The sequence below is a fragment of the Streptomyces sp. CNT360 genome (genome assembly GCF_000424785.1).
Map to the genome: position 1 here is coordinate 1 of NZ_AUKO01000039.1, position 24,099 is coordinate 24,099.

The 24,099-nt window shown below is 70.4% G+C and carries 19 protein-coding genes and 3 pseudogenes; 8 read left to right on the forward strand and 14 right to left on the reverse strand.

Translation table 11 applies throughout. The features are described 5' to 3' along the window. Window positions 1-286 (reverse strand): transposase (locus H297_RS38265; protein WP_199787261.1); only part of this gene is annotated, 286 nt, incomplete at its 3' end. A 366-nt stretch (window positions 287-652) separates the two neighbouring features. Here H297_RS38265 and H297_RS44555 point away from each other — a divergent pair. After that, window positions 653-901: pseudogene (locus H297_RS44555) on the forward strand (Tn3 family transposase); the annotation flags it as partial. A gap of 149 nt (window positions 902-1,050) precedes the next feature. Here the strand turns inward: H297_RS44555 and H297_RS0125175 are convergent. Further along, window positions 1,051-1,920, reverse strand: a complete 870-nt coding sequence (locus H297_RS0125175) for an MmyB family transcriptional regulator (protein WP_027739322.1) — start codon at window positions 1,918-1,920, stop codon at window positions 1,051-1,053. A 209-nt stretch (window positions 1,921-2,129) separates the two neighbouring features. On the opposite strand from H297_RS0125175, the gene H297_RS0125180 reads away from it, so the two are divergent. Further along, window positions 2,130-2,828, forward strand: coding sequence for a type 1 glutamine amidotransferase domain-containing protein (locus H297_RS0125180; protein ID WP_027739323.1), 699 nt, complete (start codon window positions 2,130-2,132; stop codon window positions 2,826-2,828). 511 nt (window positions 2,829-3,339) lie between these two features. Here the strand turns inward: H297_RS0125180 and H297_RS0125185 are convergent. The 5 genes and pseudogenes from H297_RS0125185 to H297_RS44560 form a co-directional block, all read right to left on the reverse strand. Then, window positions 3,340-4,257 (reverse strand): AraC family transcriptional regulator, encoded by a 918-nt coding sequence (locus tag H297_RS0125185; RefSeq protein WP_027739324.1) that lies wholly within the window; start codon window positions 4,255-4,257, stop codon window positions 3,340-3,342. A 70-nt stretch (window positions 4,258-4,327) separates the two neighbouring features. Continuing rightward, entirely contained in the window at window positions 4,328-5,236 is a 909-nt protein-coding gene (locus H297_RS0125190; RefSeq protein WP_027739325.1) for a zinc-binding dehydrogenase, read from the reverse strand. 546 nt (window positions 5,237-5,782) lie between these two features. Next, a pseudogene (locus H297_RS38275) lies at window positions 5,783-6,333 on the reverse strand (YciI family protein). A 661-nt stretch (window positions 6,334-6,994) separates the two neighbouring features. Next, the gene (locus H297_RS0125205; protein WP_158693737.1) at window positions 6,995-7,876 is read right to left on the reverse strand and encodes a hypothetical protein; all 882 of its coding nucleotides are present in this window, start codon (window positions 7,874-7,876) and stop codon (window positions 6,995-6,997) included. Between the two features lie 1,135 nt (window positions 7,877-9,011). Further along, window positions 9,012-9,206 (reverse strand): hypothetical protein, encoded by a 195-nt coding sequence (locus H297_RS44560; RefSeq protein ID WP_486589656.1) that lies wholly within the window; start codon window positions 9,204-9,206, stop codon window positions 9,012-9,014. 40 nt (window positions 9,207-9,246) lie between these two features. Here H297_RS44560 and H297_RS44565 point away from each other — a divergent pair. After that, window positions 9,247-10,048: pseudogene (locus H297_RS44565) on the forward strand (IS5 family transposase). A 16-nt stretch (window positions 10,049-10,064) separates the two neighbouring features. On the opposite strand, the gene H297_RS38290 reads toward H297_RS44565, so the two are convergent. The 4 genes from H297_RS38290 to H297_RS43810 all read right to left on the reverse strand — a co-directional run bounded on the left by H297_RS38290 (window position 10,065) and on the right by H297_RS43810 (window position 13,542). Next, the gene (locus tag H297_RS38290; protein WP_078514583.1) at window positions 10,065-11,537 is read right to left on the reverse strand and encodes an FG-GAP and VCBS repeat-containing protein; all 1,473 of its coding nucleotides are present in this window, start codon (window positions 11,535-11,537) and stop codon (window positions 10,065-10,067) included. Between the two features lie 218 nt (window positions 11,538-11,755). Then, window positions 11,756-12,256 (reverse strand): DUF3995 domain-containing protein, encoded by a 501-nt coding sequence (locus H297_RS0125230; RefSeq protein WP_027739329.1) that lies wholly within the window; start codon window positions 12,254-12,256, stop codon window positions 11,756-11,758. Between the two features lie 75 nt (window positions 12,257-12,331). Further along, entirely contained in the window at window positions 12,332-13,144 is an 813-nt protein-coding gene (locus tag H297_RS0125235; protein WP_027739330.1) for a DUF3592 domain-containing protein, read from the reverse strand. 200 nt (window positions 13,145-13,344) lie between these two features. Next, window positions 13,345-13,542 (reverse strand): hypothetical protein, encoded by a 198-nt coding sequence (locus H297_RS43810; RefSeq protein ID WP_199787262.1) that lies wholly within the window; start codon window positions 13,540-13,542, stop codon window positions 13,345-13,347. A gap of 126 nt (window positions 13,543-13,668) precedes the next feature. Here H297_RS43810 and H297_RS0125245 point away from each other — a divergent pair, with 126 nt between their 5' ends. Then, on the forward strand, window positions 13,669-14,133 hold the full coding sequence (locus H297_RS0125245; RefSeq protein ID WP_027739332.1) for a hypothetical protein: 465 nt from the start codon (window positions 13,669-13,671) through the stop codon (window positions 14,131-14,133). A gap of 79 nt (window positions 14,134-14,212) precedes the next feature. Here the strand turns inward: H297_RS0125245 and H297_RS38295 are convergent, their stop codons facing one another. After that, a complete protein-coding gene (locus tag H297_RS38295; RefSeq protein ID WP_486589657.1) occupies window positions 14,213-15,175 on the reverse strand; it encodes an SLAC1 family transporter in 963 nt (320 codons plus the stop codon). Between the two features lie 152 nt (window positions 15,176-15,327). On the opposite strand from H297_RS38295, the gene H297_RS0125255 reads away from it, so the two are divergent. The 4 genes from H297_RS0125255 to narI are packed head-to-tail and all read left to right on the forward strand — an operon-like array spanning window position 15,328 to window position 22,084. After that, complete coding sequence (locus H297_RS0125255) at window positions 15,328-19,044, forward strand: nitrate reductase subunit alpha (protein WP_027739333.1); 3,717 nt, start codon at window positions 15,328-15,330, stop codon at window positions 19,042-19,044. Further along, window positions 19,044-20,639, forward strand: coding sequence for a nitrate reductase subunit beta (narH, locus tag H297_RS0125260; protein WP_027739334.1), 1,596 nt, complete (start codon window positions 19,044-19,046; stop codon window positions 20,637-20,639). The genes H297_RS0125255 and narH overlap by 1 nt, the downstream gene beginning before the upstream one ends. 49 nt (window positions 20,640-20,688) lie before the next feature. Beyond that, complete coding sequence (gene narJ / locus H297_RS0125265) at window positions 20,689-21,339, forward strand: nitrate reductase molybdenum cofactor assembly chaperone (RefSeq protein WP_486589658.1); 651 nt, start codon at window positions 20,689-20,691, stop codon at window positions 21,337-21,339. 19 nt (window positions 21,340-21,358) lie between these two features. Beyond that, entirely contained in the window at window positions 21,359-22,084 is a 726-nt protein-coding gene (gene narI / locus H297_RS0125270; protein ID WP_027739336.1) for a respiratory nitrate reductase subunit gamma, read from the forward strand. 49 nt (window positions 22,085-22,133) lie between these two features. On the opposite strand, the gene H297_RS38300 is transcribed toward narI, so the two are convergent. Then, window positions 22,134-22,727 carry a hypothetical protein gene (locus H297_RS38300; RefSeq protein ID WP_051352161.1) on the reverse strand — a complete coding sequence of 198 codons (594 nt, stop codon included), beginning with the start codon at window positions 22,725-22,727 and terminating at the stop codon, window positions 22,134-22,136. Further along, window positions 22,724-24,037 carry a hypothetical protein gene (locus tag H297_RS0125280; protein ID WP_027739337.1) on the reverse strand — a complete coding sequence of 438 codons (1,314 nt, stop codon included), beginning with the start codon at window positions 24,035-24,037 and terminating at the stop codon, window positions 22,724-22,726. The genes H297_RS38300 and H297_RS0125280 overlap by 4 nt, the downstream gene beginning before the upstream one ends. Window positions 24,038-24,099 lie beyond the last annotated feature (62 nt).

Consider the following 24,099-nt stretch of genomic DNA (forward strand, 5'->3'; position numbering starts at 1 on the left):
CCCAGGCCGTCGGGGTGATCAGCGGCAGCATGCGCTCTGCGATCCGCCGCTGCACCGGCACCGGGTCCCAGGTGGACTGGTTCACGAACTGCTGCAGGTTCTGTTCGTTGCCGTCCGGCAGCCGCGAGGCCATGGCCTGGACCGACTTGCGGCGGCCCTCCAGCATCAGTCCCCGCAGGTAGCAGTCGCCTTTGACTCGCTGGTCCTTGCGTGGCACCGAGGCGAACACATCAGCCACGTATAGCGCCAAACTCGCCCGGACACGGTCCACTTCATGTGTGTCCATCCACCCACCATGCCCGGGAACAGGCCGAACTGACAGACCTAACGGAGTCCTACTAGCTCTCCGAGCGAGAACCGGGGGCGCCTCGCGCCCCGGCGACGAACCGCCTCCGCCGGCTCGGAGCAGGCCCTCGCTCCGACTCGGACGCATGCCTCGCGCGTCCCGATGCGGTTCAGGCAGTGACACTCGGCGCTCCCTCTCCGTATGGCCTGTGACGACCCGTCGGCCGATCGCCGCCACCGCTTCCCGTATCGCCCACAACTCGGCCCACACCACCCACCGCAGGGCGAACGGGGGCGAACGGGGGAAAAGGCAGGCCTGAGGACCGGCCGCCGTCCTGCCATGGACGGCGGCCGGTCCTCGGGCCGTTGCCTGGGCCTGGTCCTCAACACCATCGTGCTCCGGCCCACGAACTACATCGACGCCGCCGCCACCCAGCTCCGCGCCGAGGGCCACGAGATCCGCGACGAGGACATCGCCCGCCTGTCCCCGCTCAAGCACAGCTATCTGAACCTGCTCGGCCGCTGCAGCCGCACCGCCGGCGTCCTGGCCGCCGGCGCCCTGCGCCCGCTACGCGACCCCGACGGGCCGGAGCTGGACGAGGACGACGAACGGGGGCGGGTCGGATCAGTCCTGGCCGACCAGGGCGGTGACGAGCTTGCGGGCCCCGATCTCAAGCAGCCGTTTCGTGGCCGTCGCGCGAGCGCGGGGCACAGCGTCCGTTCAGATGCCAGGTAGTAACGCTGGGTGACCGAGACTCGCGGAGCTCAGGACTCGCTGCGAAAGACGGTGGAGGTGAGCGTCCAGGAGGTGAGGAGGTCGAGGGCATGGCGGGACGGGGAGCCTGCCTCGGTGCTGTAGAGGAATACGACTGCTTCGGTGTCTCCGGGGAGGGAGAAGGTTTCGTACTGCACGGTGACCTCACCGACGAGCGGGTGAAGCAGTCGTTTGGATCCGTGGGTGCGCTGGTGGACGCGGTGCTGCTGCCACCAGTGGTCGAACTCGGTGCTGTTTTCCCTCAGCTCGTCGACGAGGTCCCGCGTGGGTTGGTCGTCGGGGGCACGGCCCACGTCGAGGCGGAGGGCTTCCACGGCTGCGCGGGCTTGGAGGTCCCAGTCGACGAAAAGGGCGCGGGCTTCGGGGTCGAGGAGGAGCCACCGTGTGTAGTTGCGTTGGGCGGGCGGCAGGGCGTCGAAGTCGGTGAACAGTGCCTTGGCTGTCCGGTTGCTGCCCAGGACGTCCGCTCGGCGTCCCAGGACCAGGGCCGGGGTGCCCTCCATGGAGTCCAGCAGCTGGTGGAGGCCGGGGCGCAGGCGTTGGACGGTTGGCGGACGTCGGCGTCGGGGAGCCGCGGTGGTGGTGCCGATGAGGTCGTTGAGGTGGGCCCGGCCAGCGGCGTCGAGTTCCAGTGCCCGGGACAGTGCGTCGACCACTGCGGGTGAGGGGTTGATGTGGCGTCCCTGTTCGAGGCGGGCGTAGTAGTCGGCGGAGACTCCGGCCAGTCGTGCCACCTCTTCGCGTCGCAGGCCGGGTACGCGGCGTACGCGGGCGTCCGGCGGCAGTCCTGCGCGCGCCGGGTCGCACTGGGCACGGGCCCGACGCAGGAAATCGGCGAGTTCGCGGTTCGAGGTGGCCATGGGTTCAGTGTGGCCGATTCGCTGCGGTCACGGCCGCCTCAACAGGGACTGTCAGTCCTAGGCAGGGCGGACCGAGGCAGGTCAGGGCCGATGATGGCCGCCTTCAGGCAGCCGGGGCGGGTGACAGTGGAGGCGCTGCCGGATCAGCCGGTCCGACAGCCCCGGTCCCGCAGGTGACCGGCTGATTACGAGAAGCTGAGGAAAAAGTCATGAGCCGCATTGTGATCGTCATGTCCGCAGCCGCCGTGTGGGAGCGCACCGACGGCTCGCAGTACCCCACGGGCTACTGGGCGGAGGAGCTTGCTGCGCCGCACGAGGCGTTCCTCGGCGCAGGGCACACCGTCGACTTCGCCTCCCCCGGGGGCGTGTTGCAGCCGCTGGACAAGCACAGCGCCGACCCGGCGATCGCCGGTGAGGACTGTGCCCGGCACGTGGCCCATGCCCACAAGGCGCTCAGCGACTTCGGGCCGCTGCTGATGCTGGAGGAGGTCTCGGCCGCCGATTACGACGCCGTGGTGCTGCCGGGCGGTCACGGCCCCGTGGTCGACCTCTTCCAGGACGCGGACCTGGGCCGGTTGCTGGTCGAGGCCGACCGCGCAGGCAAGATCGTCGGTGCGGTCTGCCACGGTCCGGCCGCGTTGCTGTCCGCGTTCGACGAGCAGGGCAATTGGATCTTCGCCGGCCGGCGGATGGCCGCGTTCACCGATGAGGAGGAGCACCTGTTCGGCACCGCCGACAACGCTCCGTGGCTGCTGGCGAGCCGTCTGCGCGAGATGGGAGCCCGGCACGAGCAGGGCGACCCCTACCAGGCTTTCACCATCCGGGACGCCAACCTCTTCACCGGCCAGAACCCGGCTTCCAGCACCCCGATGGCCGACGCGATCAACACCGCGCTGGCAGCGGGCTGACCCTACGCCCCGGGCCGCCGCAGCAGCCACGAAGACCGACGACGTGCGTATCGCGTAGCTGGCAGGTCGTTCCATCGCCGCCCTCGCCCGCGACCTCGGCGTCAGCCGCGGCGCCATCCGCACGGCCGTCGCCGACCTCCTGCGCGACCACACCGCCATCGAGGAGGACGCGCCCGCCGCGGAGCGACCGGTCACCCTCGACATGCCGGCAGGGCCGTCGACTGCGTCCGCACCACCGACCTGGGGCCCGCCGAGCGCGCCGCGCTCGACCAAGGGGAGACCGTACGGCGCGGCCGGGGCTGCACGCTGCGTGTCGCCGCTGTCCCGGCCGTACCCCGCCGGCTCCGCGCCCGCTGCCGGCCGCTCGACGGTGACCACGGTGTTCCGGCTGTTCCGGCTGTTTCCGGCCCACCGCAAGGCCCGCCGGGAGTACGAGAACCGGGTCCGCGCGCTGCCACCCCTGATAGGTCGTTCCCAGCGCCAACCGCTGTACCGATGCGTCGAGGCCGGATCACTTGCGAAGTCGAGAACGGTACTCGCCAGGGGCCGTGCCTCGGGCACGTCTGAAGGCACGGCTGAAAGCGTGCGGAGAGCCGTATCCGACCGCGCCGGAGATCGACTCGACGGGCTCATCGGTATCGCGGAGCCGGACGGACGCCAGGTCGATGCGCCACTGCGTCACGTATGCGCCCGGCGTCTGTCCGAGGGCGGACCGGAAGCGCCTGGACAGCGTCGCCCGGGAGACGCTCGTCGCGGCGGCCAGGGTCTCCGTGGTCCAGGGGTGCTCCGGTTGGGCGTGGACACATGCCAGAGCGTCGCGCACGACCGGATCACGCATCGCTCCCAGCCATGAGCCGGACTGTTCCTGCGGGTGGCGGGCCAGCCAGGCGCGTACGAACTGGACGAGCAGAAGGTCGATGATGCTGTTGATGGCGGCGGTGGTGCCGATCTGCGGCTGTGCGAGCTCCGCAGCGAGAAGTTCGACGGTCCTTCTGAGCTGCGCGTTCTCCCGGGCTGCGACATGCATCGGCCGAGCGAGTGAGGTAAGCACCGGTGTGCGCACCTCCGGGTCCTGCTCGTAGTGCAGGACGATCACTTCCGTCTGCACCGGCGCCGAGCCCAGACGCAGGGCCCGGCCATCGGCAAAGGACCGGGCCGCTGCCTCACGGTCGCAGGAACCCATCGTCACGCTGGCGCCGCCGGCTATCCCGTGTGCGGTGCCCGGCGACACCAGGACGGCGTCTCCGGCCTGCACCTGAAGAGGTTTCCCGCCTGTGACGTGGAGCCACATGGTGCCGCGTGACACCACGTGCAGCGCCGCCCCTGAGTAGGAGTCCAGCCACAGGCCCCAGGTTCCTCCGGCCTTCAGCACGACCCCAAGCCCTCCACGCGCACCCGAAACACGCAAGACCTCCGCCAGCACATCCATGGGTCCATTCTCGTCCACCACGGCGAACCGCCCACCGGCCAGCGAGGCGCATGTGTCCTCGGCCACAGCGTCAGGCCACGTCAAGAACGGCCTTTCCGTGCACCTTCCGCGCGAACAGCGCCTGGACGGCGTCGCCCACGTCCTGCCAGTCGCCTCGCAGTCCGACCGGTGCCGAGAGCCTCCCGGCGGCCATGAGGCCCAGCAGGTCCGTCAGCTCCCCGCCGGTCGGCGCCATGTCGCCGTAGGTGGCGATGCTGCGGGGTTCGCCGAAGCCGAACAAGGTCCCTGACGGGAACGTGGTTTCCTGCCCCGAGGAGTAACCGACCAGGTGGATGGTGCCGCCCTCGGCGAGGGAACTCCAGGCCTGGGCCACCAGTGGTCCGCCGACCGTGTCCAGGACGAGGTCGAACCGGTCCCCGGTCTCGGCCAAGTCGGTCAGGACCTTGTCGGCGCCGAGTTCACGGAGTCCGGCGGCCCGCTCCGGCGAACCGACGAGTGCCGTCACCCGGGCGCCCGCCAGCGCCGCCAGCTGGACGGCGAAGTGCCCCACGCCCCCGCTGGCGCCGGTGATCAGAACGTTGCGCGCCAGCAGGGAACGCTTGCGCAGCACCCGGAATGGGGTGACTCCGGCGATCCCCAGCGCGGCGGCGTCGGCCAGGTCCACGCCCTCGGGGACGGTGCCGAGCGAGGCGGGGCTGACTGCCACCCGCTCCGCCCACGCGTGAGGAGCCATTCCCACTGCGACGCGCGTACCTTCGGGCGGCCCCGAGCCGTCGGATGCGGCGCGCACCACGACGCCGGCCGCGTCGTGGCCGTGCACAGCGCCGGTCGGCCACTGTTGCACGTAATTCAGCTCTCCGAAGTTGAGAGCGATGTGCCGTATCTCCACCAGCGTCTCGCCGGGGGACGGTACGGGCTCATCGACATCGGCGAACCGGACGGGTCCGGCCTCACTGTGATCGACCACAAGGGCGCGCATAAGGGGTGTGTTTCCTTCTCTCGTGGGTGCGCCTGAACACTCGGTGCTGCAGCAGATCGAGTGCGCAAATGCCGCACTGCCGTCTTCTTGAAACCCTACGCAGGACCGGGACAGCGACCAGACCCGTGAGAATCAATCAGTTGACGATCTGTGTCAGTGCGACTCGCGGCGCGTCGAGCCCTGCACCCGTCCGGTGGATGACTCCAAGCCCCGGCCCCGTCATCGCGAAGGTGCTCGGTTACCACCACAAGACAGCCACCCGCCTGGTCACTGAAGCCGATGGAACCTGGAGTCGATACGCCTCCGGCGGCCACACACGGTGACACCAGGCACGGCCTCAACGAGGAATACGCGACACCTCAACATGCGAGCCCACCAGTCCCGAGTCCGCAGAGCCCCGCCGATCCGCGGAAACTGAGGGCTTTTCAGCGCGAACCCGCGGGTCCGCCGGTGCGCGTCAGGCTGATGCATCGGTAAGTGCGGATGGAACTTGAGGATGATGAGCGCTCCGCATGCTTCGCCGGAGATGTCGGCGGACGTCCTCGGCTATGACGGATGCCCGCCGAACTGACAGTTGTGCACCTCGATGTCGGCGTCCCGGTCCGGGGTCAGGGTGGCGTGTGCCGTGTCCGGGTCCGGTGCTCGGAGCAGCGCCGCCGTGCCCAGCCAGGTGTCGCCGTCGTCGGACAGCAGCGGCCCGTAGGCGATCAGCTCGTTCCGGTCGGGTGGCACCGCGAGGTCGGCTGCCTGTCCCGTGCCGAGGCGAGCACCAGGTACCGGTTGCCGCCGGCCCGGCCGCCGGGGAAGTCCTCCATGGTGCGCCCAAGCGTGTTGCGCCACCGTCGCAGCAGCACGTCTCGGTAGACGCCGGCCTGGCAGTTCGGCTCGTCGAAGGCGAACGCGCGGGCGGCGGCGGGATCGGGCAGGTCGACGATGTGCACGCTCCCAGTGGGTGTGTCGCCGCCGTCGGTGAGGAGCGGGCCCCGGGCGATCATCTCCTTCGTGTACCGATCCGTGCAGGACCGATGCTCTTCCAGCAGTTCGTCACGCAGCGCCAGGGAGCCGGACCGGTCGCGGTAGGAGCAGAGACATTTCATGCCCAAGGGTCTCTTCGAGTAGGTGACCAGATCGAGCGGGTTTCACCGCGAGGGCTGCCGGCCCGGCTCGTGGTGTTGGCGTTCTGGTGGTTGACAGGCAGGTGGATGTTCGCGGTATTCAGCCACCGTCGGTGCCGGAGTGCCAGCCGCTCCAGCAGTTGCAAGGTGAGGTCGTCCAGAGGGCGGGCACGTCCGACAATGGTCAGGCGGCGGTTGCCGAGGCCGACGTCGTCGAGCGTGAGGGGGCGATCTCGGCGACTCGGGCGGCGTGGACCGCTGCGACGAGGATGAGCCGCGTCGCCGGGGGTGGCCGTGCGGTGTCTTGATGTAGGTGAGAACGTCGTCGCGGGTCACTTCTCGCAGGTGGTCGTAGCGGTTCGGCCATTCCAGCAGGGGGGCCGGTCCGGTCGAGATGCGGCCAGACCGCACACGGGGCAGTTGATTCCACCAGCACGCGTATACGGACGCGGGGCCGTGGCGTGGGGCGCGTGCGGCGCCGTCCGTCTCGGGTGCGAATCCGGGCAGGCGGTTTCCGCCATGTGCGTGTTCAGGCGTTGGCGGACACATCCGTGTTCGAGGTCCCGGCCGCAGCGGACCGGAACCTCGTACACGTCATCCGTATCCCGTGGCCCGAGAAGAGGTTGGGGCCAGCCGGGTCGTCCTACTGGTTCTGCTCGACCCACTTCTCAGCTTCGTCGACGAGTGCAGGGACGGTGTCCGAGATCGCCGATCCGCCATTGCTGTTCAAAACGGTGATGATTTCTGGATCGTCGCCGTTTCCGGGAGTCAGGTACGGACCTCCACTGGCGCCGCCGCCGATCACGCACTCTTCCTGGTCATCCACGCGGCTGATGGCCGAGCGGCCCTTGCCCGGGTGATAAGTGTAGTCACCAATGCAGGCCGCCATGGTGTCCCCGCCGTAGGGTTCAGGTCCGGGGTAGCCCAGCAGCGTACCCTTCACGCTCTGCCCCTCGGAGATACCGGAGTGAACCTTCAGTCCGCCTCCGGTTGCCTCGGAGATCGTCTTCCCGTCGTTCGCGCGGATGGCCAGGACGGCTACGTCCGGTGCCGAGCCGTCGACTTCCGTGGTCGAGGAGAACGACTTGTCCACGTACCAACCGCCGACGGGCAGACCGGAACCGGTAGCGGCCGGGGCGAACTTCACCGTCTTCCCGTCCTGGATATTGTTTGTGCAGTGCTCCGCGGTGATGGCCAGCTGCCCGCTGGGGGAGTCCAGAACAGTCGCGGTACACCCCGAACCGTTGAAGTCCTCGCCGACATACATCGGCCCGACCTTGCTGGTGGTGCTGTTGTCGGTATAGGGCGTTTCGACGAAGTAGCCACCCTGGCCGTTGGTCCGCAGGGAGCCGTCGGAGTCCTTCTGGAGGTAGTCCGCGAGCACACCTCCCGAGGGGTCGGGCTGGTCAACCGGGTCAGCGTGAGCCGTCGTGTTGACGAGAAGACCCGCGGTGACCAGTGTGGCGCTGGCACCCGCCAATGCCATGACCTTCTTCTTGGTAAATCGCCTGTCGCGATGCTTCATCCAATTGCTCCCAGTGGGTCGATTGGTGCGTGGTGTGGGTGGTGTCGGGGCGCGGAAGATTTTGGCGGCGGCGCCGCGAAGAGGAAAAATTTTCGTTCATCTGCCTGCTCTTCCAGCTTTTCATCCAACCAGTCGGGTTGGCAGTCGCCCAAGATGAAGAAAGGGGGTGCTGGTGCCCCCTACTGCGGGTGCGGTGGTTCCGTCGGGAGGGGGCGGCAGGCCGTCCACTATCTTTTCGGAGTAGACACCCGGTATCCCGTGTACTCCAGAAATCTTTCCACTGGATATCAAAGAAGTTGGAATTGTACCGCTCATGATTTCGCGGAGCCGCGAGCACCTGATCCAGGTGAGGGCGGTCGGCCAGGGCGCGGTGAAAATTCTCGTACTGCTCGGTAGTCCCGGATGCCACCCCATAACCCACCACGATCAGCGCATCCGCTTCCCCCTGGCCGTTCAGCTTGTTCAGCCCCGGCACTGAAACCTTTCCACGAAATCATCGCCAGACCCGTCCCGCCGGCCGTGAAGACAGACAGAGCGGCGAGTTGGCCTGCACGGCTCCTGTTCCCGGTGCGCAGCGCGTACTCCGCGTCGTCCATGGGAGGGAAGTCTCATGCCGTGGACTATAACCAGCGGGACCCAGCGGATCCTTGGATTCCCGTTGGCCGGAACTTGGATTTTTGACGCACCGCACGGCACCTGATCGCGATTCCGTCTCGCAGTCAATGAACTCTCGGGCCGGGGACATTTACTCCGGTTCGCGGAACGACAGCCGGCCTTGAAGTTGCATGGTGGTCCGTGGCGGGAGTCGGTGGACCGTTTTCGTGGCGTGGGCTGAAAGTGGGCAGGTCGAGGGCCCGAGTGTCGCCTCGGGGAGGCGCTGGGTTCCACCGCTCCGGTGTCGGGCTGCTGTCGTAGGGACGGCGAAGTTGCTGGTCCGGGGCCCGGCAGGAGTGCGAACTGGCCGAGTGCGGCGGTGGTGTGGCCGGTTCAGGGCCGGTGCCGGGTCAGGCGGAGGATTCGGCGGCGGCCGGTGGTGATGAGCTGTCCGGCCGCGGTGAACAGACGGAGCCGCAGGTGACGGGGTTCGGGTGGCCTCGCTCGCCAGGCGGCGCACCCGGTGGGCGTCATCGCGGGCTCAGGCGGTGAGGGCGCGCATCGTCTGGTCGCGGAAGTCGGCCCGGAAGGGCCGCACCGGGAACTCGGCGGGGAAGTAGCTGGTCATGCCGGTCAGCGCGGTGCGCGCATGGTCCAGATGCCCGGAGGAGCGGACGTAGCGGGCAACGTGGCCGGAGTGTAGGGCGTAGAGGTGCAGGCCGAAGTCGTTACTCACGCCGGCCGCCTCGGGTGTCGGCGGGAGGGAGCGCAGCAGGGTGTCGAGCGCGGCGGGGCCGGTGACCCGAAGGTGGGCGTGCAAGGTCTCGCTGGTGCGGGCGATCCGGGCGCTGAGTTCGAGTCGGGGGGCGGCCATCACCGACTTCGCGAAGCTGTGGGCGTCGCCCTCGAAGCAGGCGCTGGACGGCACGTTCTCACGCATGCTGTAGGCCGTCCAGGCGGAGAAGGAGGAGGCCGGGGACATCGACTGGCTGGTGCCGGTCGACTTCACCATCGTGCGGGCTCACCAGCACGCAGCGGCGGCAGAAGGGGGCCCTCGACAGGGACGAAACAGGTGATCACGTTCTCGGCCGCTCCCGAGGCGGACTGAGTACGAAGATTCACCTCGCCTGCGACGGGCTCGGCCGCCCTCTCGGCGTCGTCTTGTCGGGCGGCAACGCCAACGACTGCGCCCGCTTCGAGCAGGTGACGGACTCCATCAGCGTGCCCGGAGCCGGACCCGGCCACCCGCGGACCAGACCCGGCCACCCGCGGACCAGACCCGGCCGCGTGGCCGCCGACAAGGGCTGCAGCTCCCGGAAGATCCGCCTCCACCTGCGACGACGCGGCATCCCGCACACGATCCCCGAACGCATCGACCAGACCTTCGTCCGCCTGGACCGAGGAACCGCAGGTGGCCGACCGCCCGGCTTCGACCGGCGCACCTACCGACACCGCAACGTCGTCGAGCGCTGCTTCAACCGCATCAAGCAGTGACGCGGGCCGGCCACTCGCTACGACAAGACCCGCGAGTCATACCAAGCCACCATCACCATCGCCTCGATCCTGCTCCGGACCTGACCTTCGAAGACAACCCCTAGCCGAGGAGGTCCGGGGCGGTGTAGCCCAGCGTCGTGAGGTCGCCGGACAGCCCGAAGTCCTTCGGACGGAGGGTCACGGCGTCCTCGGTCGGGAGCTTCCCCTCCGCCCCCGGCAGCACGTACACGGCGCCCGCGTTCTCGTCCCTGCCGGGGTGACCGATGGCCAGGTCGCTCTTGCCGTCGCCGTCCTGGTCGGCCAGGCCGACCGAGAGGCCGAACGAGTCGTCCGCCCCCTCCTCGGCGGAGAACGATTTCCCCCTGAAGCGCTGCGCGTCCTCACCCGTCAGACCGTTCTCGCCACCGCGCACCAGCGTGGCGGTGCCCGACTGATCCCCGCCGGGGGAGTCCAAGTCGGCGCCGCCGAGGACGTCGGCGTGCCCGTCGCCGTCGACGTCGCCGGCGTCGAGCGCGGAGTAGTCGCAGACGCCGCCCGCCTCGCCCGGTACGTGCGGGCTGTCCTTGGTGAGCGTCGTCCGACGCGGGCCGGGGCCCTGGGACGTGCCGTAGACGACCGTCAGCGCACCGCAGTCCCGCTGCTCACCGCGGCGGCTGACGATGAGGTCGCCGTACCCGTCGTCGTCGACGTCGCCGACCGTGGCCGCTCCGTTGCCCGGAATGTGGGACTTCACCGGTTTGGCGAAGCCGTCCTTGCCGCCCTGAAGGTAACGGCTGGCCCACACGACGTGGTTGGTGTTGTCGTCGGTCTCGTTGCTGCTGAGGGTGACCAGGTCGTCGGTGTGGTCGCCGTTGAGGTCGCCCGCGGCTTCCAGCGACGGGTTCGGAATCTCCTCCCCCTCCTTGTCCTCGACGTGTGGCTTCCGGACGGCGCCGGTGCCCGCCACCTTCCCCTCACGCGTGAACGGGCCCTTCAGCAGTCCCTTGGAGCCGAAACCGGTCACCAGGTCGGCCTTCTTGTCGCCGTCGAAGTCACCGCCGACCGCCGTTGTGGCCTTTCCCGCCACGTCCTTGAGGTACGTCCCACCGTGCAGGCCGTTCTCGGACCCCCACAGCACGACGACGGTGGGCTTCCCCCCGACGGAGGAGGTGACCGCGAGGTCGGTGTACCCGTCGTCGTCGAAGTCCCGAGCGGTGGACTGGCCTCCGAACCCGGCGCCGTCGGCGGGCTTTCCGGGCACCCCTTCGCTGTCCTGGTCCAGCAACTGGTGGCGGCCCGCACCGGGCTTGTCCGAGCCGTAGGTGACAGCGAGGTACCCGCCCTGCTTCTTGCCGGACACCTCGGCGTTCGGGGAGGCGGACACCTGATCGGCGCGGCCGTCGTTGTCGAAGTCGGCCTGCGGACGGGTCCCGGCCGGGCCGGTCAGGGCGGTCCCCTTGGCCTCCGCCCGCTCGCCGGAACCGGACCAGACCAGCGGCGCGGACACCGCTCCGACGGCGGCCACCGCCGCCACCCCGGCGACCCACTTCCTACGCTTTCCTCCGAGCGGGCTGATGATGCGGTGCTGAGGCACTGACTCCTCCGTGGAACGGCCTTACTTGCTCTGGGCACTCAGGAAGAGGAGCAACACGGGGGCGGGGCCGGCAGTCAGCCGTCCCCGTCCGGCTTCCGCTTCCCTGCGATGACTCGCTGGAGGATGATACGACCGCCCGCCGGGCACCGGTTCCCGTCTGATGACGATTTCTTTGCCGTGGCCCCGCCCGAAGCGATGGAGCGCAGTCATCCTCTGTCTCAGGGGCGAGCCCTGCGCGACAGCCACTCGCGGTATGCCGCCAGGCCCAGCAGCAGACCCCAGACGAGGAACCAGGGGTCCCACAGGAAGAGGTGCCAGTCGAAGGCCTTCCAGTCCGTGTGCGCCGACGCCCGCACCACCCCCGTCTTCACCAGCGCCTGCCCGCCGGCCAACAGGGCCCCGTACGCGGTGAGTACCACTGCGGCCGTCACCGAAACAGCCAGCAAGAGGCGGCGCGGCAGCCGCCACCGATGCCGTACGAGCGCCGGCCCCAGCAGGGCGGCGAGGAGCTTGAGGGCGACAGTGAACCAGAGCACCGCGACCATCACCGGCTCTCGGGCCCGGGTCGAGCGCGCCAGTTCGCCGCCGACAGTGTCGAGCCCTGCCGTGCCGCCTGCCGCCCAGTACGCGCTGACGACGGCGTACAGCAGGCCGACTCCGAAAGCGGCATAGCCGGGCCATGGAGAGGGTGCGGCGCGGGAGGAGCGGTTGTCGGTCATGCCGGAATTCTGGCAAGCCCGGTTGTCCCGTCGCGTGCATGCCCGGGGTGGGGCGAGCTCGGCGTGGCGGTGGCTCTACGACAGGGCGATGATGATCACGGCCGCGCCGATGAGCATGACGAGGATGCCGAAAGCTGCGAACAGCCAGAACACTACGGGGGCGTGCTCGTAGGCGAGCATCATCCGCTGAGGGTTGGCGGGGTCGTAGCAGACGGGCACCGGTGTTCCCGGTGCCGGTGGCCGCGACGTGGTCCCGTGAGTGGAGGGCATCTCCATCGTGCTGCCGTTCGGCGCGGGGTAGCGCACGACCGGATGCCACACCGTGAAACCGTTCCTGCTCTCGGTCGGGATGGCGCCGACCACGACACCCTCCGTCCTGCCACCGTGCTTGAGCCGCCACGCACGGCGGATGCCGAAGTAGCCGACCGCTGTGAACACCGCCCCGAGGAACAGCGGGATGCCCAGCGCGGCGTACCCGATGCGGTCGCCGAACACTTTCGAGCAGCCCAGAACGGCGAACATGAGCAGCCCGGCCGCCAACGCCACCCAGTAGACCCAGTTCTCCTGCTCGGGGATGGAGATCCGGGTGGGATCGGCGGGGTCGTAGGTCACGGAGACGGTACGGCCCGGCAGGAACTCCGAGTAGTCGGTGCCGACGGATGAGGTCGCCTCGATCGTACGGCCGTCGGGCGTGGTGAACACCAGTACCGGCGCCTGGTATCGGCCCCCACCGGGCGCCGCCATGCCTGACTGCGCCGTCACCACCGCCTGCGTGGTCACACCCCGTCTGCGCAGCCGCCGCGCCTGCCACAGCCGCGAACCCCCGACCGCCACGAACACCAGGCAGAGGCCACCGAACCCGAGGTCGTTCCAGAACTCCTCACTCATCCGCGTCCCCCCTGTACCCGCCCGGAAGTGCCCACGCCGCGTCCTCGCAGCCTGTCCTCATGTTCCGTCGGCCGCAACCTCCGCGGCCGGTCGCTCCCGCCGCGAGCGCCCGGCGGGCCCGGGCCGGTCCGCGGCCGTCGTGCGGGATCCGGCTGCTCCGTCACGAGAGGGGGTGGCGGGCCGGGGGCGGGCCGCGGTCGTCACGGTCCGGTCGGTTCCAGCAGCGCGGCGCCGGTGCCCAGCCGGGGGAGGGCGAGCCGCACGGCGCCGTCCTCGGGAGCGGGATCCAGGTCGCGGCCGGGCTCGCCCAGATGGTCCGCCTCCTGCGCCCGGGCGAGCGGGAAGCCCGGGGTCAGCAGGCAGCCCACCGGTTCCTCCGCGAACGACTGGAGTCGCACGAGGACCGCTCCGGCACGCGGCACCGTCACTCCCGTCACGCGCACACGCGCGTCGCTGACGGACAGGAGGCCGACCGTGGGCCGCGGCGTTTCACCGAGACCCGCGGCCATCTGTACGCCTACGTGATGAACAACTTCTGGCCCTGCAACACCCCGCCTGCTCAGCCCGGCGGGGCGCGCTTCCGCTACGTCTTCGCGCCCGTCGACCGGCACAGCCCGCAATCCGCGTCCCGGTTCGGCGCCGAGGCCCGCCTCGGCGCCCTGGCCCAGGAGACGAGCCTGCTGGACCGCTTCCCCGCCGGGCGTACCCCCCGCTTCACCGAGGGCAGGCTGCCGACGCTGGGCTCGCCCCCCGACTGCCGGCTGACGCTGCACTCCCCGCGGGAGGATCACCTCACCGTGCGGCTGGCCAACCTCCGCGCCGACGACAACGAGGTCACCCTCCACATCCCGGACGGGTACCGCCCCACGGCCTCCGGCGCCTTCCAGCCCGGCCCCGACGGCACACTGCGCCTGCGGCTGCCGCGATTCGGCTGGACGGAGCTGCCCCTGCGCCGCGAGCCGGCCGGGCCGGGAGCGGCCACCGGCTGACCGCGCGGACCGCGAGGCCCTGGGCACGGCGTGGGGGGGCGTGGCCTGGGGGCCCCACCGGGGCCCCCAGGAAGGGAGCTCATGGGCTGTCGAGGGCGCCCCGCAGGAGGACGACGCTCATGGCGGCGGTGGCCAGCCAGGCGAGGGCGGCCACCCACAGGAGGGCATGGCCCACCGGGTGGAGGACGGGGGAGGGGGCGGTCAGGGCAGCTTGAGCGGTCATGCCCAGGGGGAAGACCGTCGCCCAGCGGCGGACGTCCGCGCCGGGGCGGGGCCAGCGCACCTCCGCGAGCAGCAGGACGGCGTACCCGGCAAGGGCCGCGGCGGCCAGAGCCAGGGTGAGGTTGTCCAGCGTGGCGGCGGCCCCGCCCGTCCAGTGGCCGGTCGAGGCCAGCCGGCTCGCGGCGACGGCTGAGATGGCCAGTGCTCCCGTGGACACCCAGTGGTCGCCGTGCCCGGTGCGCACCTGCCGTACGTCGAACCGCAGCAGCGCCTCGGCGTACAGGACGATGCCCACGCCGAAGACAGCCAGGCCGGCGTCGGCCAGCCAGCCGGCCTGCAAGGAGGTGGCGAGGGCGGCGGCGAGCACGGCGAGGCTCTGCGTGGCGACGCAGATCAGGAAGACCGAGCCGGGCATCCGACGGCCCCGGTCGCGCAGGACGGCGACCAGCAGCAGGGGCCACAACAGGGTGGCGAGCACCAGCAGGGCGATCGCCGCCGGGCGCAGGTCGGCCAGGGCCAGCCGGGTGCCCAGCACGGCGGTCGCCGCGACACCTGTGAGCGCGGCGGGAGTGTGCGCGTCGGCCTCGACGCGGGAGCGTGCGGTCAGCAGCCGGCGGACGAAGTCGGCTGCCAGCAGGACCCAGGCCGTGACGCCGACACCGAGCGCGATCAAGGACACGATCGAGTAGCCGGCGGTCTCGAACGCGATGGACACGATGCCGGTCGCCATCACCATGGCTCCGGCGGCGGGCGGCATCCCGGCACCGCGCGGGTGGCCACGGAGGAGGGCGGCGCTGCCGCTGCCTGACGAACGGTTCACACCGTCATCCGAATACACCGCGCCCTCGTCAGCATCCGTTCGTGGGCCAACCGGAGCAACTTCCGCCTCGCCTCCCCGCGCCGCACGGCGTCACCCCGTTCCATGGCGGGGGTACGGCGACGGTGACGACCAACTGACGATGGGGAGCCGCGGTGCGGGCGAGGCGCAGGTCCGGGACGGAGGCGGGGGCCGCGCTGCTGTCGGCGACGACCTTCCTCCGCCCGGGGCAGACGGCCGGTGACCTGCACCGGGTGGAGCGGTCCGGGGGTCGTGAGGGCGACGTCTTCTACCGCGACAGGTGGAGCCACGACAAGGTCGTCAATTCCACGCACGGCGTCAACTGCACAGGCTCGTGCCGGTGGAAGGTCTACGTCAAGGACGGGATCATCACCTGGGAGACCCAGGGCACCGACTACCCGTCCGTGGGAGCGGACCGCCCCGAGTACGAGCCGCGCGGCTGCCCGAGGGGCGCAGCCTTCTCCTGGTACACCTATTCGCCCACCCGGGTCCGCTACCCGTACGTGCGGGGGGTGCTGCTGACGGCGTACCGCGAGGCGAAGGCCCGGCTGGGCGACCCCGTGCTGGCCTGGGCCGACGTGGTGGGCGACCCCGAACGCCGGACGGCCTACCAGCAGGCGCGCGGCAAGGGCGGGCTGGTGCGGACGGACTGGGACGAGACCGTGGAGATCATCGCCGCGGCGCACGTCCACACGGCCAAGGCGTACGGCCCCGACCGGATCGCCGGCTTCTCGCCCATCCCGGCGATGTCGATGGTCTCCCACGCGGCAGGGTCCCGTTTCCTCTCGCTGATCGGCGGGACCATGCTGTCCTTCTACGACTGGTACGCGGATCTGCCGATCGCCTCACCGCAGGTCTTCGGCGACCAGACGGACGTGCCGGAGTCGGGCGACTGGTGGGACGCGGCCTTCCTGCTGATGTGGGGGTCGAACGTGCCGGTGACGCGGACGCCGGACGCGCACTGGATGGCTGAGGCCCGCTACCGGGGCCAGAAGGTCGTCGTGGTGGCCCCCGACTTCGCCGACAACGCCAAGTTCGCCGACGAGTGGCTGCACCCCCATCCGGGGACGGACGCTGCTTTGGCCATGGCGATGGGACACGTCGTTCTCAAGGAGTGCTTCGTCGAGCGGACCGTGCCGTTCTTCGACGGCTATGTGCGCCGCTTCACCGACCTGCCGTTCCTGGTGACGCTGACCGAACGGGACGGGGCCTTCGTCCCGGGCAAGTTCCTGCGCGCGGCCGACCTCGGACACCGCGACGAGGGAGCCGAGTGGCGGACCGTCGTCCTCGACGCCGGGAGCGGCGAGCCGGCGGTGCCGGGCGGCTCCCTCGGAGACCGCTGGACGGACGCGGGCCAGGGGCGCTGGAACCTGGACCTGGGAAAGCTGACCCCCGCGCTGTCGATGGCCGAACCCGCAGATCAGGACGGTGTCCGGCAGGTGGAAGTGCTGCTGCCCCGCTTCGACACCGACGGGGGTGACCACGGGCAGGGCCGCGGCGAGATCCTGCGCCGGGGTGTGCCCGCCCGCCGGCTCGGCGGCGCGGACGGCCCGCTGGTGACCACCGTCTTCGATCTGCTGCTCGCCCAGTACGGCGTGGCCAGGCCCGGCCTTCCCGGCAGCTGGCCGGCCGGCTACGAGGACGCCGACGCACCGGGGACCCCCGCCTGGCAGGAGCGGCACACATCCGTACCGGCCGCCGCCTGCGTGCGTATCGCGCGACAGTTCGCCGCCACGGCGGAGCAGACCGAGGGCCGCTGCATGATCATCATGGGGGCCGGCACCAACCACTGGTTCCACTCCGAGACGATCTACCGCACGTTCCTTGCGCTGCTCCTGCTGACGGGCTGCCAGGGCCGCAACGGTGGCGGCTGGGCCCACTACGTGGGGCAGGAGAAGTGCCGGCCCTTCACCGGCTGGACGACGCTGGCCGGCGCACTGGACTGGTCCCGCCCGCCCCGCCAGACGATCGGCACCGGGTTCTTCTTCCTCCACACCGACCAGTGGCGCTACGACCGGTTCCCTGCCGACGTGCTCGCCTCACCGCTGGCCGAGGGCCGCTTCCAGGGCCGCACGGCCGTCGATCTGCTGGCGCAGGCGACGCGCTGCGGCTGGATGCCCTCCAGCCCCACCTTCGACCGCAACCCGCTGGACGTGGTGGACGAGGCGGCGGTCAAAGGCCGTGAACCGGTCGAGTACGCGGTCGAGGAGCTGGCGGCAGGGCGGTTGCGATTCGCCGTCGAGGACCCGGACGCACCCCGCAACTGGCCCCGCATCCTGACGCTGTGGCGGTCCAACCTGCTGGGCTCCTCAGCGAAGGGAGCCGAATACTTCTCCCGCCACCTGCTGGGCACCCACAGCACGCTGCGCGCGGAGGAAGCCCCCGAGGAACAGCGGCCACGCGAGGTGGCGTGGCACGAGCACGCCCCCGAGGGAAAGCTGGACCTGCTGGTGTCGCTGGACTTCCGCATGACGTCCTCCACCCTGCTGTCCGACATCACGCTCCCGGCGGCCACCTGGTACGAGAAGCACGATCTGTCGTCCACGGACATGCATCCGTTCGTGCACTCCTTCACCCCGGCCATCGACCCGCCGTGGGAGGCCCGTACCGACTTCGACGCCTTCCTGGCCATCGCCGACCGGTTCAGCGAGCTGGCCCGCGACCACCTGGGCACCCGGCGCGATCTGGTGGCCACCCCCATGCAGCACGACACACCGGGGGAGACGGCCCAGCGCGGTGGTGAGGCGCACGACTGGCGGCGTGGCGAGTGCGAGCCCGTGCCCGGCTCCACCATGCCGGCGCTGACGGTCGTCGAGCGCGACTACACCGCGATCGGAGCCAAGATGGCGGCGCTGGGCCCGCTCACCGAACAACTGGGTCTGCCGGTCAAGGGCGTCGTGCTGCACCCGGACGAGGAGGTGGCCCAGCTGGGGGAGACGTGCGGGCGGGTACGGGGCGGCCCGGCCGACGGCCGGCCCCGGCTGGACACCGCGGTCAAAGCCGCCGACACCGTCCTGGCGCTGTCGGCAACCACCAACGGCCGCTTGGCGGTTGAGGGCTTCCGATCGCTGGAGCGGCGGGTGGGAGCTGACCTGTCCGGCCTGGCGCGGGGCCAGGAAAGCAGCCGGATCACGTTCGCCGACACCCAGGCGGCCCCGGTTCCCGTGCTCACCTCCCCGGAGTGGTCGGGCAGTGAGGCACAAGGCCGCCGGTACACGCCGTTCACGCTCAACACCGAGCACGGCAAGCCCTGGCACACCCTCACCGGCCGCCAGCACTTCTTCCTCGACCACGACTGGATGCACGAACTGGGCGAGTCCCTCCCGGTCTACCGGCCCCCGCTGGACATGCGGCGGCTGTTCGGCGAACCCTCCCTGGGGCCCGACGGCCGCCGTGAGGTGACCGTCCGCTACCTGACTCCGCACAACAAGTGGTCCATCCACTCCGAGTACCAGGACAACTGGTTCATGCTGGCTCTCTCCCGGGGCGGGCAGCTGATCTGGATGTCCCCGCAGGACGCCGAGGACATCGGGGTGCGGGACAACGACTGGATCGAGGCGGTCAACCGCAACGGGGTGGTGGTGGCCAGAGCCGTGGTCTCGCACCGGATGCCCCGCGGCACCGTCTACCTGCACCACGCCCAGGAGCGCACCGTCAACGTGCCCCGCAGTCAGACCGACGGCCGCCGCGGCGGTACGCACAACTCGCTGACCCGGCTGCTGCTCAAGCCCACGCACCTGATCGGCGGCTATGCGCAGACGTGCTGGTCGCTCAACTACTGGGGGCCGACGGGCAACCAGCGGGACGAGGTCACCGTCATCCGCCGCCGCTCACAGGAGGTCGACTACTGATGCGTGTCATGGCCCAGTTGGCGATGGTGATGAACCTCGACAAATGCATCGGCTGCCACACCTGTTCGGTCACCTGCAAGCAGACGTGGACCAACCGCTCAGGCGTGGAGTACGTGTGGTTCAACAACGTGGAGACCAGGCCGGGGCAGGGCTACCCACGCCGCTGGGAGGACCAGGACCACTGGCGGGGCGGCTGGCAGCTCAACAAGCGCGGACAGCTCACTCCCCGTTCGGGGGGCCGCCTCAAACGGCTCGCGACGCTGTTCGCCAACCCGGTGCAGCCGACGGTCAAGGACTACTACGAGCCGTGGACGTACGAGTACCGTAACCTCACCAACGCGCCGCTGGGTGACGACTACCCGGTCGCCCGGCCCCGCTCGCTGCTCTCGGACAAACCGATGAAGATCGAGTGGAGTGCGAACTGGGACGACAACCTCGGAGGACTGCCCGAGAAGGCCGAACTGGACCCGATGGTGGCCAGGACCCGGCAGCGGGCATCGGAGAAGGTGCGCTTCGCCTTCGAGGACTCCTTCATGTTCTACCTGCCCCGCATCTGCGAGCACTGCCTCAACCCGTCCTGCGTGGCCGTCTGCCCCTCCGGAGCGCTGTACAAGCGCAGCGAGGACGGCATCGTGCTGGTCGACCAGGACCGCTGCCGCGGCTGGCGCCAGTGCGTCACCGGCTGCCCGTACAAGAAGATCTACTTCAACCACCGCACCGGCAAGGCCGAGAAGTGCACCTTCTGCTACCCCCGCACCGAGGTGGGCCTGCCCACCGTCTGCTCCGAGACGTGCGTGGGCCGGCTGCGCTACCTGGGGGTGCTCCTCTACGACGCCGACAAGGTCGCCGCCGCAGCGGCTACCCGGAACGAACAGGACCTGTACGAGGCCCAGTTGGATCTCTTCCTCGACCCCGAGGACCCGCAGGTGCGCGCTGCCGCAGCCCGCGACGGGGTGGCCCACGACTGGATCGAAGCCGCGCGCCGCTCCCCGGTGCACGCGCTGATCAGCAGGTTCCGGGTGGCGCTGCCGCTGCACCCGGAATACCGCACCATGCCGATGGTCTGGTACGTACCCCCGCTCTCGCCCGTGGTCGAAGCACTGACCGAGACCGGTTTCGACGGCGAGGACGCCGACAACCTCTTCGGCGCCATCGACACGCTGCGCATCCCGCTGGAGTACCTGGCCGAACTGTTCACCGCCGGTGATGTGCAGCCCGTGCGCAGCGCGCTGGAGAAGCTGGCCGCGATGCGCGCCCACATGCGGCAGACCACCTTCGGTCAGACACCCGACGCACGCACCGCAGGGAGCGTCGGACTCTCCGCCACCGAGCTGGAGGACATGTACCGGCTGCTGGCCCTCGCCAAGTACGACGAACGCTACGTGATCCCCACCGCAGCGGTCGGAGACGCCGAGCGGCTGGAGGAGGCAGCGGTACCCGAACACTGCCGGCTCGACGAACAGGGCGGACCCGGCATGGGCGGCTCGGGTCCCTTCGGCGACCGCTCGGGCCGCAAGGCGCTGCCGCTGGTGAGCGTGGAGGCGTTCCACGGCCTGCGGGCCCGCCACCGCACCGAGCAGGAGGAGCCCGAATGAGCCCGGCAGGACGGCACCGGCCGGCAGCGGCCCGACAAGGAGCGCCGCGGTGAGGGCCGGCGCGAAGCACGAAGCCGCCTTCCACGCCGCCGTGCTCCGGCAGGCCGCGGCCCGCATGCTCAGCTATCCCGAAGAGGACCTGCACGGGCAGCTGCCCCTGCTGCGCGAAGCCGTGACCGACGCCGGCACGCCTGCCGCCCGATCCCTGCTGGCCTTCCTCGACCACGCCGAGGCCACTCCACTGGACGAGCTGGCCACCCACTACGTGCGGACCTTCGACTTCGAGAAGCGGCACTGCCTCCACCTCACCTGGTGGGAGGACGGCGACACCCGGCGCCGCGGTGCCGCGCTGCTGCGCGTCAAACAGACCTACCAGCGCTACGGAATGGAACTGATCGGTGGGGAGCTGCCCGACTTCCTTCCGGTGGTCCTCGAATTCAGCGCTGTCAGCCGCAGCGACGGGCTGCTGCGCCGCTACCGGGCCGGACTGGAACAACTCCGTACCGCGCTGGCGCAGGCCGGCACACCCTACGCGCATGTCGTCGCCGGCATCTGCGCGACCCTGCCCGCTCTCGGTGCCGCCGACCGGACCCGGGTCGAACGGGCGGCGGCGGCCGGCCCGCCCCGCGAGGACGTCGGCCTCACCCCCTACGGCACGTCCGGCCCGGTCCTCGTACCCCTCACCGAGCGGGCCCGATGAGGCCCGGAAGGGCACTGTGATGCAGATTCTGCTGTGGGGCGCCCTGCCCTACGCCGCGTTCGCGCTGTTGGTCTCGGGACTGTGGTGGAGGTACCGCTACGACAGGTTCGGCTGGACCACCCGCTCCTCGGAGGTGTACGAGACGCGGCTGCTCAACCTGGCCTCGCCGGTCTTCCACTACGGCATCCTCTTCGTGCTGGCGGGGCACTTGATCGGACTGTTCGTCCCGGCCTCCTGGACGTCGGCGGTGGGACTGGCCGAACGCCCCTACCATCTCTTCTCCCTGGTGGGCGGAACCCTGGCCGGGGTGCTGACGGTGGCAGGGCTGGCCGTGCTGGTATACCGGCGCCGCACCAACCGGCCCGTCTTCCGCGCCACCACCCGCAACGACAAGGCGATGTACCTGTTGCTGGGCGGCGCCCTGTGCTGCGGCATGTACGCCAAGCTCGCCCACTCCACGCCTGCTCACGGCTACGACTACCGGGCCACCCTCGCGGTGTGGGCGCGCAGCCTGTTCACACTGCGGCCCGACCTGGCGGCCATGGCCGAGGTACCGGTGGCCTACCAGGTGCACGCCGTGGTCGGCATGGTGCTGATCGCGGCCGTTCCCTTCACCCGGCTCGTGCACATGTTCAGCGCGCCTTGGTGGTACTTGATGCGCCCCTACATCGTCTACCGCAGCCGCCCCGCCGGGCAGCCTGCCGAACGCCCGCCGCGCCGCGGGTGGGAGAGCATCGACGTGTGACCTCCTCCCCGCCGCCGGCCCCGGCACGATCGCTGCGCATGAATCCCTCTCACAGGCGGCTGCCGCGCCGGGCGTACGCGACGACCCCCACGGCGGTCAGGAGGGCCGCGACAGTGGCGGAGGTGACGGTGGGCGGCTCCTGCACCATCCATGTGAGTGCCTGCCCGCCGAGGGAGATGCGGGGGCCGACCGCAAGCATGAGCAGCCCCCAGCCGACCGAGGGCATCCAGGCCGTGCGCGCCCCGAAGCATGCTGCGCTCAGGGCGGTCGACGCGGTGAGCGCCGGGACGGCTTGCGCGAGGTTGTCGAACGGCACCGTGTGAGTCTGCCGGGCGGTGAGCAGGTGGTCGGCAGCGAGCAGGCTGAGGAGGAGCCCGGCGAGCAGCGTCAGATGGAGGGTGCGCACCAGCCGCCAGGGGAGGGCGGTGGCGCGTTCCAGCTCCTCGTCGGGACCGGCCAGCGTGCGGGGGACGGCGGCGACGCCCAGCACGACGGCGATCAGACCGGTCCTGTGGGCTGTCGCCGGATCGTCCGTCAGGTATCCGGTCCAGGCGAGGCAGGTCGCGGCCAGGAAGACCAGCAGGGTGGCTGGAATCGACCGGGAACGCGCGTACAGCATGAGGCCGCGCGAAGCCCGGGTCATCGGCCCGCTCCCCGGCCCATGATGACGGCCAGTGGGTCACCGCAGGTCAGTCCGGCCTTCCGGCCGTCCCCTATCCGGGAGTAGCGCTCCTTGGCGGGCAGTGGGCGCAGCGTGTCGTATGCCTTGCGGGCGCCGGGGCTCAGCTCGTCGGTGGGGGTGCGGAGGAGCAGCGCGGCCACCGCGTCCGAGGCGTCGGTTGCGCGGGTGAAGTCCTTCTCCCCGCTGTAGCAGGCTTCGTCGAACATGGTGTCCTGGGCGATGGCAGACAAAAGGACGTCCGGCTTCCACCTGATGCTGCCTGACTGGGTCAGCTGCGGGAGCTCGATGCGCACCGTGCCGCGGTTCCTGCCGTGGGACGCCGGTGCGGCAGCGTCGAGCTTCCAGCTCTCCGGCTTCTCCTCGACCCGCTGCGGGCCACCCGGCACTTCGGCGAAGGCGTCGAGAACTTTCTGGGCGGGTGCGACGAGTGCGGGCAGGGCGTGCGTGTGCACCTTGGTGACACAGATCCGGTTGTTCTCCCGCGCGCAGACCAGCGCGGTGGCCTGCGGGTCGCGGACGATCGCGCCGGACGGGGCCAGGAGGGCCGCGAGGACGATCCCGGCGGCGGCCGGCGTCAGGGCCAGCCAGCGGGCACGCCTGGTGCCCGCGACGGTCAGCAGCACGCCGGTGGCACCCAGAGCGGCGAACCAGACGCACTGGCTCACGGACAGGGAGGGCAGCACCCGGTGGAAGTCGTCCGTCTTCGGCAGCATCGGAAGCACCACGTCCACCAGACGGTTGGCCGGTCGTTCGTCCGCGCTGACGGCCAGGACGAGAAACAGCGCAACTGCCGCCAGCGGCGCCGCGACCGGTGTGGCCACTGCACGTCCGATGCCCAGGCCGAGCAGGGTGACGGCGATGGCGGCCAGCAGCCCCACCGCGAGGCCCAGCGGCCACAGTCCGCCGCTGTAGGTCGCATGCCGGGCGATCAGCGCCGCCGCCCAGACGACCACGCCCGCTTCGGCGATCACCACCGCGCCGACGATCGCCACGAAGGCGGGCAGCAGCCGCACCGGGCGCGGACGGGGTGTGGCGGCGAAGAGTTCGGAAACCTTGTTGCGGCGCTCACGCCCGCCGTGCCAGATGCCGGCTGCCAGCGCCACCGGCAGCGAGACCCAGGCGATGGCCCGCGCCGACTGGACCAGCGACGCCCAACTGGCTGCCCACTCCTGGATGTCCATCCAGAGAAAGGCACGGCTCAGCGCGGCCAGCACCAGGAGGAGCGGCAGCGCGATCGAGCGCTTCGCCTCCAGGCGCACGATTCGGAACATCACGGTCTCCCACGGGTAGTCGAATACATCGGGACAGGAAGCGCGGCGGAGAGCATGCCCGT